At 66.9% G+C, this 13116-nt stretch carries 13 protein-coding genes; 9 read left to right on the top strand and 4 right to left on the bottom strand.

What is annotated here, in order from left to right; all coding sequences use genetic code 11:
• Nucleotides 1-22 precede the first annotated feature (22 nt).
• Complete coding sequence (gene trpS, locus EB75_RS13595) at nucleotides 23-1051, top strand: tryptophan--tRNA ligase (protein ID WP_073695912.1); 1029 nt, start codon at nucleotides 23-25, stop codon at nucleotides 1049-1051.
• A gap of 74 nt (nucleotides 1052-1125) precedes the next feature.
• On the top strand, nucleotides 1126-2148 hold the full coding sequence (yhjD, locus tag EB75_RS13590) for an inner membrane protein YhjD (protein WP_073695911.1): 1023 nt from the start codon (nucleotides 1126-1128) through the stop codon (nucleotides 2146-2148).
• A 4-nt stretch (nucleotides 2149-2152) separates the two neighbouring features.
• Here the strand turns inward: yhjD and EB75_RS13585 are convergent, their stop codons facing one another.
• Nucleotides 2153-3391 (bottom strand): oxygenase MpaB family protein, encoded by a 1239-nt coding sequence (locus EB75_RS13585; RefSeq protein WP_073695910.1) that lies wholly within the window; start codon nucleotides 3389-3391, stop codon nucleotides 2153-2155.
• A 147-nt stretch (nucleotides 3392-3538) separates the two neighbouring features.
• On the opposite strand from EB75_RS13585, the gene EB75_RS13580 reads away from it, so the two are divergent.
• Together EB75_RS13580 and EB75_RS13575 are read left to right on the top strand one after the other, a co-directional pair.
• Entirely contained in the window at nucleotides 3539-3979 is a 441-nt protein-coding gene (locus EB75_RS13580) for a MarR family winged helix-turn-helix transcriptional regulator (protein ID WP_073695909.1), read from the top strand.
• 68 nt (nucleotides 3980-4047) lie between these two features.
• Nucleotides 4048-5142 carry an NmrA family NAD(P)-binding protein gene (locus EB75_RS13575; RefSeq protein WP_073695908.1) on the top strand — a complete coding sequence of 365 codons (1095 nt, stop codon included), beginning with the start codon at nucleotides 4048-4050 and terminating at the stop codon, nucleotides 5140-5142.
• A gap of 68 nt (nucleotides 5143-5210) precedes the next feature.
• Here EB75_RS13575 and EB75_RS13570 read toward each other — a convergent pair whose 3' ends face one another.
• Together EB75_RS13570 and EB75_RS13565 are read right to left on the bottom strand one after the other, a co-directional pair.
• Entirely contained in the window at nucleotides 5211-5708 is a 498-nt protein-coding gene (locus EB75_RS13570; protein ID WP_083612242.1) for a DoxX family membrane protein, read from the bottom strand.
• The gene (locus EB75_RS13565; RefSeq protein WP_286150188.1) at nucleotides 5708-6247 is read right to left on the bottom strand and encodes a DM13 domain-containing protein; all 540 of its coding nucleotides are present in this window, start codon (nucleotides 6245-6247) and stop codon (nucleotides 5708-5710) included. Before EB75_RS13565 ends, EB75_RS13570 begins: the two co-directional genes overlap by 1 nt.
• Before the next feature lie 72 nt (nucleotides 6248-6319).
• Between EB75_RS13565 and EB75_RS13560 the strand changes: the two genes are divergently transcribed.
• Together EB75_RS13560 and EB75_RS13555 are read left to right on the top strand one after the other, a co-directional pair.
• The gene (locus EB75_RS13560; RefSeq protein WP_083612239.1) at nucleotides 6320-7039 is read left to right on the top strand and encodes a response regulator transcription factor; all 720 of its coding nucleotides are present in this window, start codon (nucleotides 6320-6322) and stop codon (nucleotides 7037-7039) included.
• The gene (locus EB75_RS13555; protein ID WP_083612255.1) at nucleotides 7039-8166 is read left to right on the top strand and encodes a sensor histidine kinase; all 1128 of its coding nucleotides are present in this window, start codon (nucleotides 7039-7041) and stop codon (nucleotides 8164-8166) included. The genes EB75_RS13560 and EB75_RS13555 overlap by 1 nt, the downstream gene beginning before the upstream one ends.
• A 3-nt stretch (nucleotides 8167-8169) precedes the next feature.
• Here the strand turns inward: EB75_RS13555 and EB75_RS13550 are convergent, their stop codons facing one another.
• Nucleotides 8170-9429 carry a PucR family transcriptional regulator gene (locus EB75_RS13550; RefSeq protein ID WP_073695907.1) on the bottom strand — a complete coding sequence of 420 codons (1260 nt, stop codon included), beginning with the start codon at nucleotides 9427-9429 and terminating at the stop codon, nucleotides 8170-8172.
• A 136-nt stretch (nucleotides 9430-9565) separates the two neighbouring features.
• Between EB75_RS13550 and EB75_RS13545 the strand changes: the two genes are divergently transcribed.
• Genes EB75_RS13545 through EB75_RS13535 form a run of 3 tightly spaced genes read left to right on the top strand, consistent with a single transcriptional unit; the run spans nucleotide 9566 to nucleotide 13112 of the window.
• The gene (locus EB75_RS13545; RefSeq protein WP_073695906.1) at nucleotides 9566-11047 is read left to right on the top strand and encodes a flavin-containing monooxygenase; all 1482 of its coding nucleotides are present in this window, start codon (nucleotides 9566-9568) and stop codon (nucleotides 11045-11047) included.
• A gap of 9 nt (nucleotides 11048-11056) precedes the next feature.
• Nucleotides 11057-11992, top strand: a complete 936-nt coding sequence (locus EB75_RS13540) for an alpha/beta hydrolase (protein ID WP_073695905.1) — start codon at nucleotides 11057-11059, stop codon at nucleotides 11990-11992.
• Between the two features lie 13 nt (nucleotides 11993-12005).
• The gene (locus tag EB75_RS13535; protein ID WP_073695904.1) at nucleotides 12006-13112 is read left to right on the top strand and encodes an NDMA-dependent alcohol dehydrogenase; all 1107 of its coding nucleotides are present in this window, start codon (nucleotides 12006-12008) and stop codon (nucleotides 13110-13112) included.
• The last annotated feature ends 4 nt before the right edge of the window (nucleotides 13113-13116 follow it).

Below are 13116 nucleotides of genomic sequence, written 5' to 3'. Positions count from 1 at the left end.
CAGTGCGAAAATCGAACCCATCATGAGCAACAGCGGTGCAGGCGCGGATCAGCGCGTCGTCTTTTCCGGGGCCCAGCCCACCTCCGACTCGCTGCACCTGGGCAATGCCCTGGGCGCGGTGCAGAACTGGGCCCACCTGCAGGACGGCTACGACGCGTTTTTCTGCGTCGTCGACCTGCATGCCATCACCGTCCCGCAGGATCCCGAGACGCTGCGTCGTCGCACCCTGGTGACCGCGGCGCAGTACCTGGCGCTCGGCATCGACCCGGCCCGCAGCACGGTGTTCGTGCAGAGCCACGTCGCTGAACACACGCAGCTGGCCTGGTTGCTGGGCTGCTTCACGGGCTTCGGCCAGGCGTCGCGCATGACGCAGTTCAAGGACAAGTCGCAGAAGCAGGGCGCCGACGCCACCACGATCGGCCTGTTCACCTACCCGGTGCTGATGGCTGCCGACATCCTGCTGTACGACACCGACCTGGTGCCCGTCGGCGAGGACCAGCGTCAGCACCTGGAACTGGCCCGCGACCTGGCGCAGCGGTTCAACGCGCGCTTCCCCGACACGTTCGTGGTGCCCGAGGCGATGATCCCGAAGGCCACCGCGAAGATCTACGACCTGCAGGACCCGACCGCCAAGATGAGCAAGTCGGCCGCCACCGACGCGGGCCTGATCAATCTGCTCGACGATCCGGCCAAGAGCGCCAAGAAGATCCGCTCGGCCGTGACCGACAGCGAGCGCGAAATCCGCTTCGACACCGAGGCCAAGCCGGGTATCTCCAACCTGCTGACCATCCAGTCGGCCGTCACCGGCACCGCCATCGACACACTGGTGGCCGGGTATGACGGGCGCGGCTACGGCGATCTGAAGAAGGAAACCGCCGAGGCCGTCGTCGAGTACGTCACCCCGATCAAGAACCGGGTCGACGAGCTCCTGGCCGACCCCGCCGAACTCGAATCGGTGCTGGCCACCGGTGCCGAACGTGCCGAACAGGTGGCCGCCAAGACGCTGCAGCGGGTCAACGACCGGCTGGGCTTCCTGCCGCGCCGGCGGTGACGGTGCGGACGCCGCGCCGGGACACCTGCGGCGTCGCACACTAGGCTTTCGGCAAACAAGGGGGTTTGCCTGAGATGACCGACTCGGACCAGCCGGGCCTTCTCGACCGACTGCGTGAGCGGCACGCGTGGCTGGATCGGATCATGCGGGCTCAAGACCGCTACCAGGACTGCAACGGCGATTTCTACGCCGCCGGCATCACCTACTTCACAGTGTTCGCCCTGTTCCCGCTGCTCATGGTCGGTTTCGCGGTGGGTGGCTTCGTGCTGGCCTCCCGCCCGGATCTGCTGGCCGAGCTCGAGACGCACATCCGGTCGGCGGTCGCCGGCGACTTCGGCAATCAGCTGGTCGGCTTGATGGATTCCGCCGTGAAATCGCGCACCTCGGTCGGCGTCATCGGTCTGGCGACCGCGGCCTGGGCGGGGCTGGGCTGGATGGCCAACCTGCGCAAGGCCCTGACCGAGATGTGGGAGCAACAGAGCGAACCCGATGGCTGGGTCGGCACCAAACTGTCGGATCTGTTGGCGTTGGTCTCGGCGTTCGTGGCCATCGTCGTCACCATCGCGCTGACCGCCCTGGGCGACACCGGCTTGATGACGACGGTGCTGCACTGGTTCGGCGTCGGCCACGTGCCCGGCCTCGGGATGCTGCTGCGGGTGGCGTCGCTGACGGTGTCGTTCCTTGTGGCGTGGCTGATGTTCACCTGGATCATCGCCCGGCTGCCGCGCGAGAAGGTCAGCCTGCGCAGCTCGGCCCGCGCCGCGCTCATCGCCGCGGTGGGCTTCGAACTCTTCAAACAGGTCGCGTCGATCTACCTGCGGACCGTCATGCACGGGCCGGCGGGCGCGACGTTCGGTCCCGTGCTGGGTCTGATGGTGTTCGCCTACATCACCGCGCGGCTCATCCTGTTCTCGACGGCGTGGGCGGCGACGGCCGCGGACACCATGGCGCTGGCCCCCGTCGCGCCGCCCGGACCGGCCGCGATCGTCACCCGCTACCGCGAACGGGAGGGCATCGACGCCAGCAGTGCCGCTGTCGGTGCGGCGATGGGTCTGCTTGGCGGGCTTGGCCTTTCGCGGTTGACGCGCCGCCGCTAGAAACTCAGCGTCGCAACGGATTCGTGGCGATGTACTGCTCGGGCTTGTGTTCCGAGGCCCAGCGCTGCCACCGCTCCCAGGCCTGCACCGAGCGCCGTTGCCAGGCCGCGTCGACTGCCGGGCTGACCCGCCGGGCGATCTCCAGCACCGTGATGAACGGGGCCCGGGCCAGCAGCAGCGTCAACCCCAGCCACGGCGACGGCAACCGGTACTGCCTGCGGTTCCAGGGCAGCATGAACAGTCGGGTGTAGCCGGACTGGATGTGGAGATGCAGTTTGGCGCGCCACCGCTGCAGCCCGGTCTGGTCCGGGCGGGGCGCGAAGGACGGCACGAACGACTCCACCAGTTCGGTACCGGCCGCGCCCGAGTCATGCGACCGGGTGGCGTCGAACAGATACAGCATCCGCACCCCGTCGGCGACGGTCTTGGGGAAGACCTCGGACTGCACCCCGACCAGGTGGCCGAGGTAGCGGTTGAAATGCATGGCTGCCCGGATTTCCTGCGGCGACGTGAGGTAGCCCAGCGAATACAGACCCAGCGCGGGGCCCACGCTGCCGCCGAGCAGAGTCAGCATCATCTCGGCCTGGCTGATCGGCAGTCCCCAGCGGGTGCTGTCCCATTCCGCGTTCTCCGCCACCCGCAGGCGGACGCTGACGTGCATCACCCGGACCTGCATCGAGATGCGTCGGCCCAGCGAGCCCGGAGTGAGCGCCGCACCGGGTCGGCATACCTCGATCCACCAGCGGGTGGTCTCCAGGTAGCGGTTCAGCGCCGACGCACCCGCGTAGCCGCCCGAGAGCGAGAGCGGCACGGCCAGCGAGCCCTCGGTATAGGTGTCGAGGGTGCCCGCGTTGCCGATGGCACCCAGGGTGTAACCCCAGCGGCGCCACACCGCGGCGCCCTGCTCGATGAGCTCCGGGTCCACCCAGTCGGGGATCACCTCGAATTCGGCGAACAGCTGCCGCATGGAATCCGGCGCCTCCGGCACCTGGTCGATGCCGAGGTCGAGCGCCTTGTTCAGCAGCGCGCGGGACTGTTCCGGTCCGAGATCGCCGAGGAAGGTCTCGTCGACGAACCGCTCGGCAACCGGATCGCCGGTGGTGAGCAGGCGAGCGTAACCATCGACGATCTCGTCGCCCGGGAACAGGTCAAAACGGGTGATTCGCTTGAGCGCGTGGCGGATTCGGGCATGCGGCCCGGCCTCGCGTGCCTCCGGCCACCGGAATGCTGACGGTGCAGGCACGGTCCTCCTGTCGATACCTGTCGGGCGGTGCGGTCCAGTGAACGTAGCACCCGGTTGACGCCCGTCAAGTTCGTGATGGCCGTTTCGGTCACCCGGTTCGGCGGACGCCCGTTGCTCACCCGATGATGTATATGCAACAATGGTGGCGTGGTCCATTCCGCTGCCGACGAGATTGCCGCCAACTGCCTGGCGGTTCGTGTCCGGCTACTCGGCCGAGCGGTGACGAGTCTCTACGACCACGCGCTTGAAGATCATGGCGTCAGCATCGCCCAGATCAACCTCATGGCTGCGTTGGGGAAGATGGGCCCCAGTTCGCCGGCGCGTATCGGCGAGGTGTTGCAGTTGGAACGGTCGACCGTCAGTCGCAACCTGAGTCTGTTGATCAAGCACGGCTGGGTGGAGGCGGTCTCTGCGAACGCCAAGGGGGTGCGAGAGGTCGCGCTGACCTCATCGGGCTTCGAGAAGGTCGATGACGTGATGCCGGAATGGCAACGGGCACAACAAGAAGCTGCTGAACTGCTGGGGGCGGGCGGCGTCAAGGCGGTCCGATCCCTCGCGACCAACGTCGGCCTGCCGCTCGGCGACTAGCGCAATCGGTCCACGGGCGCCGATCTCGATGTCCAAATGTTGTATATACACTATAATAAGGAGTCGCAATGTCCACACATCCCACTTCGAAGATCTTCATGATCGGAGCGACAGGGGCACAGGGCATCCCGGTTGCCCGCGCCCTCGTCGCCGACGGGAAGTACTCCGTACGATTTCTCACTCGTGACGCCACGAGTGCCCGGGCCAAATCATTGCTCGAACTGGGAAACGTCTCGGCGCTCGAAGGCACGTTCACCGACGAATCGGCGCTGCGAGAAGGCTTCCGCGAATGCGACGGCGCGTTCGTCAACATCGACGGATTCAACGCAGGCGAGAAGACCGAGATGTACTGGGCCATCCGCGCCTACGAGATCGCCATCGAGGAAGGCGTCAAATTCTTCGTGTACGGGAACCTCGACTACGCGCTGAAGAAGGCCGGCTTTGACTCGAGGTACCGCGCCGGTCACTACGACGGCAAAGGGCGCATCGCCGAATGGATCCTGCTGCAGAATCAGGCGAATTCGGATCGGATGGGCGCCGCCATCTTCACCTCGGGCCCGTACATCGAAATGACGATCTCGCCCCTGACCCCCATGGCGCCCAGCGTCGAAGACGGCGTGGTCACCTGGCGGGTGCCACTCGGCGACGGTGCGGTGCCCCATGTCGCACTCGATGATTGCGGCTACTACGTCCGATGGCTCTTCGACAACACCGACCGGTCCAATGGCATGGACCTCGAAGTGGCGATCGACCACATCCCGTATCGCGAACTTGCGCGGGCATTCGAGACCGTTACCGGCCATCCCGCCCGCTACGTCGACACCGACATGGACGCGTACTGGCGGGGACCGCTCGGTGGCGTCGCCGACAGCCCGGCCGGATACAACGCCGACCCGAATGAACCGAGCACCATGACATTTCGAGCCAACTTCACCGGTTTCTGGAATCTGTGGAAAGACGGCGTCATCGAACGGAACTACGCGCTGCTCGACGAAATCCACCCGAACCGGATTCGCACCGCCGAGCAGTGGTTCAGGCGTGAGGACGAAGTCGGCAGAGAGAACGGGAAGGGCAGCCTGTGGGAGCGGGTCCAGCCGGAGAACTGGAGTCTGGACTCGGCCGTCCTGAAGAGCAGCCAGGACCTGCGCACCGGCAAGCTGTGATCCCGGTGTGCCCCGCCGTCAGCAGCCGCCGGGGCACACGATGTCGACGAGGACCGACGGCCTTCCTGTCATCCCTCTCCCGTGTGGGAAGCCCGCCGACGCGCCAGCGTCATGATCGACCAGCGATTCGAATATCCCTGTCCAACAAGCACACCCACGCTCAGCATCGCCATGATCGGGTACTGCGCGATGAGCTGGTCCGAACTCCAGTAGACGGCGAGCAATCCCGCTGAGGCGGTTGCGGCCGCCGTGCTGAACACTCCGAGCACCAGGACCAGGCCCAGTGTCACCTCGGTCAGCGGCGTCATGATGCCGGCCAGGTCTGCCGTCGGCCGCAGCAGGTGCTCGGCCACGAACCGGAAGTATTCCGGCACACGCGAATTCGCCGACGCGCCGTCGACGACGAGCAGGATGTCCGCGCGCCCGAAGTGCGCCCGGAACTTCACGTATCCCTCGTGCAGCCACAGCAGCCCGAGCCCGACCCGGACCGCGCCGAACAGTATCGACGCGGCCAGGTCGGCACGGTCGCGCGTGGTCAGTGCGCGGGTGGTCATCAGGCCGGTCATCACATCAGCGAGGCAGCACCGAAGACTGCCTTCGCCTTGTCGCAGTGGATGACGACCGTGGTGTAGCCGGCGGTGTCGATGCCGGTCAGCGGGAACGACTGCGTCGCCTGGTCGTACTTGATGGCCGAAATCTGCTTGCCCGCCGCGACGTCGGACTCGGTGGAGCCCTTCGTCAGGTACACGTGCAGGTCCGGGCCCTCGTCCGAGGTGAAGTTGCTGAACTCCAGATTGCCGCCGGTCACCTTCGCCGCGCCGGCGACGTGCTTGCCGTTCAGGCCGGTGAACTCGCCCATGCGGGTCGTGGCGCTCGGGGTCATGGCCGCCGAGGTCATGGCTGAGGTCATGGCGGCACTGGCCGGGCTGGACGAACCAGCCGACTTCATCTCATTGGCACCGCACGCGGTGAGGGTCAGGGCGAACACCGCAGCCGCTGTCGCCACGATCGGCTTGATGACCATGTGGAACTCCTTCGAGCGTCGTGGGGTGCCGATCACCCCGTCGCCGATGAAGTTAGGGAGGGCGCCGGGCGCGTTCGACAAACATTTCAGAACCGTAAGAACCGGCCCGTCGTGCCGCCGCCTGTCTAGGCTCGGCACCATGAGAGGTGCGACATGGATGCGCCCGTGACGTCGGACGACGGTGGCGGAGCGCACATCATGCTGGTCGAAGACGACCGCCGGGTGCGCACGGCTGTGGCGGCGTACCTGCGCGCCAAAGGTTTTCGGATCGACGAGTACGCCGACGGGGAAACCGCGCGGGACGCCGTGCAGCGTTCGGAGCCCGACGTGCTGGTCCTCGACCGCATGCTGCCGGGGCTGTCGGGTGATGACCTGCTGCGCGAGATTCGGACCCGCTCGGACGTTCCGGTCATCATGCTCACCGCACTCGGTGCCAGCGGACACCGCATCGATGGTCTCGAACTCGGCGCCGACGACTACCTCGCCAAACCGTTCGCGCTGCGTGAACTGCAACTGCGGATTTCGAAACTGTTGCGGCACAGGGTCTCCCAACAGTCACCGCTCGCGCCGTTCGTGGTCGGTCGATTCCGCATCGACCCGACGATGCGCCGGATCACCTGCGGCAGCGCCGATGTCGAGCTGACCGCGCGCGAATACGAGCTGCTGCTCTTCCTGCTCAAGAACCCCGACCGCGTCGTTTCCCGCGACGAGATGCTGCGGGAGGTATGGGGCTGGAGCACCGGCGATGCGTCGACCGTGACGGTGCACATCCGGCGGTTGCGGGAGAAGCTCGAAGCCGACCCGCGCGATCCCGTCTACCTGCGCACCGAGTGGGGCTCGGGATACCGGTTCACGCCGTCGGGGAGGTCGTGATGATTCTTGCTGCCGCCGACCTCGTCGTCATCGCGGTGACGGCACTGATCTGCACGTCGCTCGCCACGGGGGCGGCCGTCGTCGTCATGCAAGTCAATCGGCGCGGGTCCATCGCCACGCACGTGGCGACGTTGATCTGCGCGACCATCATCGCGATCGTCGCCTCCACGGTGGCGATCTCCATCGAGATGTACCTGTCGTCGCACGACCTACAGGTGCTGCTGGCGGTGATCGGCATCTCCGCACTGATGGCCGCTCTCGCCGCCGGGTTCATGCTGCGCCGGCTGCGGCGGTCGCTGGCCCGGCTGCAGCAGGCTGCGCAACAGATCGGCAGCGGTGAGATCGTCACAGCGGACGTCGAAAGCTCAAGGGAATTCGCCGAATTGTCCAGCCAGCTCGCGCAATCCTCCGCGCAACTGGCCGCTGCCCGCGCGGAAGTCGAGCAGCTGGATCAGTCCCGCCGCCAGCTGGTCGCCTGGGTTTCGCATGACCTGCGGACGCCGCTGGCCGGGATGCGCGCGATGGCCGAAGCGCTCGAGGAAGGCGTGGTCGACGACCCGGCCGAGTACATCCGGCAAATCCGCGATCAGGTGGACTCGGTCAATCGCATGGTCGACGGGCTGTTCGAATTGTCCAAGATTCAGAGCGGCATGCTGAAGCTCAGCAAGGAGCCTGTGGTGCTCCTGGACCTCGTCTCCGACGTCGTGTCCGACATGCAGGCCCTCGCGGCCACCCGCGGCATCCGCATCACCCACGCGGGGATGGCCGACGCGGTGCTGCATGCTGACGCCGGAGAGCTGTCCCGGGTGGTGGCGAACCTGTTGGTCAACAGCATTCGGCATGCGCCGGAGCACTCCGAGATCGAGGTCTCGGCGCAGCGGCTCGACGGCGACCGGATTGTGCTCACGGTGCTGGACCAGGGACCAGGCGTGCAGTCCCAGGATCTGGGCCGGATGTTCGACATGGGCTGGCGTGGCACCGCGGCCCGCACCCCGGAAGACGGTGGGGCGGGCGCCGGCATCGGCCTGGCCATCGTGCGGGGCATCGTCGAGGCGCACGGCGGCGAGGTTTCCGCTGCCCACGTGCCCGGCGGGTTCCGGCTGGATGTGACGCTGCCGACGGCGTGATCGTCAGGCGTCGGGCGGACCCGCGGTGAGCACCCTGGGACCGAGCTGGTGCGCCAGTTCCAGTGCCAGTTCCATGGCCAGGCGCCGTTCGCCCGGCTGGTAGCCGAGCAGCTCGGTCGCGCGGGCCACGCGCTGCAGCACGGTGTTGCGGTGGGTGTGCAGCCGGCTGGCGGCGCGCGGCGCGTTGTCGGCCTCGTCGAGGAAGACGCGCAGGGTATCGCGCAGGCGGGCCGCCGCCGACGTGTCCTCGGCGAGCGGGCCCAGTGTGGCGGCGACGAATTCGGCTGCGCGGTCGGCATTCTGGGCCGCCAGCGCCGTGACCTCCAGGTCACGGAACAGCGCGACGCGTGCGCCACCGGGGTGCCCGGCGAGCAGACTCTGGATGGACACCGCCGCCTCGTGGGAGCGGCGGAAGCCGGCGATGCCCGGCCGGGTCGGTCCCACCGCGACGCGAATATGGTTCTGCGCCTGGTTGATTGCGTCAGATAGGGAGTCGACGGCCGGCTCGTTGGTGCTGCCCAGCCAGGCCCACAACGTCGACGGGCCGACGGACAGCGTCAGCGGCGGACGCGTGCCCGCGGCTCGCGCCAGCACAGCCGCCGCCGATTCCAGCGCGCCCTGCACGTCGCCGTGCGGTGGCGTCCACAGCACCAGCGCGGTGTGGCGCTGACGCAGGTCGTAGCCCAGGCGTTCGCCGGCTCTCGCCGCATCGATGGCGGCGCCGTCGAGGATGAGCCTGATGGTCTCGGCGCGGCGGGCGATGGCCCCGCCGAGGACCTCCTCCCGCTCGCGTTGCGCCGCGGCGATGACGTTGGCGACGACGTGGTCCACGTACTCGAACATGCGCCCCGACGCCACTTCCAGCAGCTCGATCAGCAGCGGGCCGGACGGCACGAGCTGGGTGGCGTGCGCCATGTAGCGCCGCCACGCCACGTTCTGGCCGCGCCGGTAGGACTGGAAGATCACGTCGAGGTCCATGCCGCGCCGGGCAACCGTGCGGGCGACATCGAGGGCCTCGGGCGGGATGTCGATGGCCGCCATCTTGGCCTCGCGGCGGGCGTACATCGACAGCAGCCGGGCTGCGTTGGCGCGGTTACTGGCCGAGGTGTCCGCCAGCACGGCCGCGTCGGACCCGGCGGCGGGGGTCAGCGCGACCTCGGCGGCGTCCATCTCGGCGACCAGGTCGTCGATCTCGGCCAGCATCAGTTCGGCGACGTCTCCCATGAGGTTGATGACCTCAGGTGATGGGGTCTCAGCGGCCATCAACGCAGTATGCGCCTGCACATATCACTGCGTGAGTACTGGGCCGTCGCACCTGTGCTGTGTGTCGCAACATCCATAGCGTTAGTGCCATCACACCATCACCTCCAACCGATCAGGAGTCACAGTGTCCACCTCAATGAAGCGGTCCGAGACGCGCGATGTCGATGTGTTGATCATCGGAGCGGGTATCTCCGGCATCGGCGCGGCGTACCACCTGAAGGCGAACCGCCCGGGTACGTCGTTCCTGATCATCGAGGGGCGCGACGCCATCGGCGGCACCTGGAGCCTGCACAAGTATCCCGGCATCCGCTCGGACTCCGACATGCCCACCTTCGGCTTCGGCTTCAAGCCGTGGACACACCGCAAGTCCATCGCCGACGGCCACATCATCCTGGACTACCTGCAGCAGGCCGTCGACGAGAACGGGATCGACGAGCACATCCGATTCGGCCAGCACGTGCAGAACGCGAACTTCGACTCGGACACCGGGCGCTGGACCGTCACCACCACGCACGGCGGCCAGACGTCGACCTTCACCGGCCGCTTCCTGTTCCTGGGCACCGGATATTACGACTACGAAAAGCCCTTCATTCCCGACTTCCCCGGCAAGGACGACTTCGAGGGCCCGGTGATCCATCCGCAGCTGTGGCCGGAGGACCTGGACTACGCCGGCAAGAAGGTCGTCGTGATCGGTAGTGGCGCAACGGCTGTCACGCTGATCCCGTCGATGGCGGACAAGACCGCTCACATCACCATGCTGCAGCGGTCCCCGAGCTATGTGCTGTCGGTGCCGGCCGCCGACCCGATCACCAACACCCTCAACAAGGTACTGGGCCACGAGCGCGCGTTCCCGATCGTGCGGCGCAAGAACATCGCGACCAGCCGTGGGTTGTTCAAGCTGTGCCAGAAATACCCAAAGCTGATGCGAAAGCTGTTGATCGCCAACGTCGCCCGGCAGCTACCCAAGGGCTTCGACGTCGATACGCACTTCACACCGCGGTACAACCCGTGGGAGCAGCGCCTCGCCATGGTGCCCGACGGCGATCTGTTCAAGGCGGTCAAGGCCGGCAAGGCATCGGTGGTCACCGACCAGATCGAGCGGTTCACCAAGCGCGGCATCCTGCTGAAATCCGGCCAGGAGCTGGAGGCCGACATCATCGTCACCGCAACGGGTTTGAACATGTCGGCGTTCGGGAAGATCGCGCTGAGCGTTGACGATCAGGTACTCAGCATGCCGGACCACACCGTCTACAAGGCGATGATGATCTCCGACGTGCCCAACATGGCATTCGCGATGGGGTACACCAACATCGCCTGGACCCTCAAGGTCGACCTGGTCTGCGAGCACTTCTGCCGACTGCTGGACCACATGGAGGCCCACGGGCACGACGTCGTCGTCCCCGTGGTCGAGAACCCCGACATGGAGCGTGGCCCGCTGATGGACCTGTCGTCGGGCTACGTCCAGCGCGGAATCCAGCAGTTCCCCCGCAGCGGCGACAGCGGTTCGTGGCTGGTCAAGCACGCCTACGAGATGGACGCCGAGCGGTTGCGCAACGGCGACATCGAAGACCCGGGCCTGCGGTTCTCATCCGTCAAGTCTGTCGCGTTCGCGTCGTAAAGGATCATCATGAAACAGCTCTACTTCTACAGCCACGGGGTGCGTTGCGCCGCTTGGCATCTGACCGCCGCCACCGACGCGCTGGCCGGTGAGTCCGGCCGGCCGTGCGTGGTGATGGCCCACGGCTTCAGTGGGACCAAGGACACCGCGCTGCTCGGCTTCGCCGAGCCCTTCGCCGCCGCCGGGCTGGATGTTCTGGTGTTCGACTACCGCGGGTTCGGTGAGTCCGAAGGCGTTCCCCGGCAGGACATTTCGATTCCTCGCCAGCGGCAGGACTACCATGCCGCCATCGCCGCGGCGCGGCACCTGCCCGGGGTGGACCCGGACCGCATCGTGCTGTGGGGCACGTCGTACGCGGGCGGTCACGTCATCGCTGTCGCAGCTCGCGATCAGCGCGTCGCGGCCGTCATCTCGATGAATCCGGCAGTCGACGGTGTCGCCACGCTGGCGCATCTGCGTCGTACCTGCGGGACCGGCTACCTGGTGCGCTCGACGGTCAACGCCCTGCGGGACGTGATCGGCAGCGCGCTCGGGCGGCCCGCGCACATGGTGCCGGTGGTCGGGCAGCCCGGATCGAACGCGGTGATCGCGACGTCGGGATCGGAGGAGGCCTGGCTGCCCGTCGCCGGGCCGACGTGGCGCAACGAGGTGCGCGGCCGGCACGCCCTCGGCGTCGCGTTCAACCGACCGATCACGAAGGCCGGCAAGTTGAACTGTCCGATTCTCGTGCAGCCCGGCACCGACGACCGCATCGCGCCGGCGGTCGCGGCGCGGAAGGCGGCCCGTCGCGCCGGGTACTGGGCGCAGCTGCGGGAGTACCCCACCGACCATCTCGACTTCTACGACGGTCCCTGGCAACAGCGGGCTCTGGCCGACCAGCTCGACTTCCTCAAGCGCGATCTGGCGCCGACACAAGGCCACCTGTACGAAACCCACTCTGCCTGAAAGGAATTGATCGATGAAGACCACCGCAGCCGTACTCCTGGAGCCGGGCAAGCCCTTTGAGATCATGGAACTCGATCTCGATGGCCCCGGCCCCGGCGAGGTGCTGATCAACTACACCGCCGCGGGACTGTGTCACTCCGACCTGCACCTGTCCGACGGTGACCTCCCGCCGCGCTATCCCATCGTCGGTGGGCACGAGGGCGCCGGCATCATCGAGGACGTCGGCCCCGGCGTCACCAAGGTCAAGCCCGGCGACCACGTCGTGTGCAGTTTCATCCCGAGCTGTGGCCACTGCCGGTACTGCTCGACCGGCAGGCAGGCCCTGTGCGACATGGGCGCGACCATCCTCGAAGGCTCCATGCCGGACGGTTCGTTCCGATTTCACAAGGGCGGCACGGATTTCGGTGCCATGTGCATGCTGGGCACGTTCGCCAAGAAAGCCACCATCTCGCAGCACTCGGTGGTCAAGGTCGACGACTGGCTGCCGCTGGAAACCGCCGTGCTCGTCGGCTGCGGGGTGCCGACCGGCTGGGGCGGCGCCACGTATGCCGGAAATGTGCGGCCGGGCGACATCACCGTCGTCTACGGCATCGGCGGCATCGGTATCAACGCCGTCCAGGGCGCCGCGCACGCCGGCGCGAAATACATTGTGGCCGTGGACCCGGTGGCCTTCAAGCGCGATACCGCGCTGAAATTCGGTGCCACACATGTCTTTGCGAGCGCCGAGGCCGCGGCCGAGAAGATCAACGAGCTGTCGTGGGGCCAGGGCGCCGACCAGGCCATCATCTGCGTCGGGACCGTCGACGAGGACGTCGTCACCTCGGCATTCCACGCCATCGGCAAGGGCGGCACCGTCGTCGTCATCGGCATGGCAAACCCCGAGAAACTCACCATTCATGTCTCAGGCCTGGAGCTGACGTTGTTCGAGAAGACCATTCGCGGCTCGTTGTTCGGCTCGGCCAACCCGCAGTACGACATCATCCGGTTGCTGCGCCTCTACAACGACGGCCAGCTCCAACTCGATGACCTGGTGACCACGCGGTACACCCTCGAAGAGGTCAATCAGGGCTACCAGGACCTTCGGGAGGGTAAGAACATTCGCGGGATCATCGTGCACTGACCGA

The sequence above is a fragment of the Mycobacterium sp. ST-F2 genome (assembly GCF_001905655.1).
GTDB lineage: Bacteria > Actinomycetota > Actinomycetes > Mycobacteriales > Mycobacteriaceae > Mycobacterium.
This window is presented reverse-complemented; position numbering and strand designations above follow the sequence as displayed.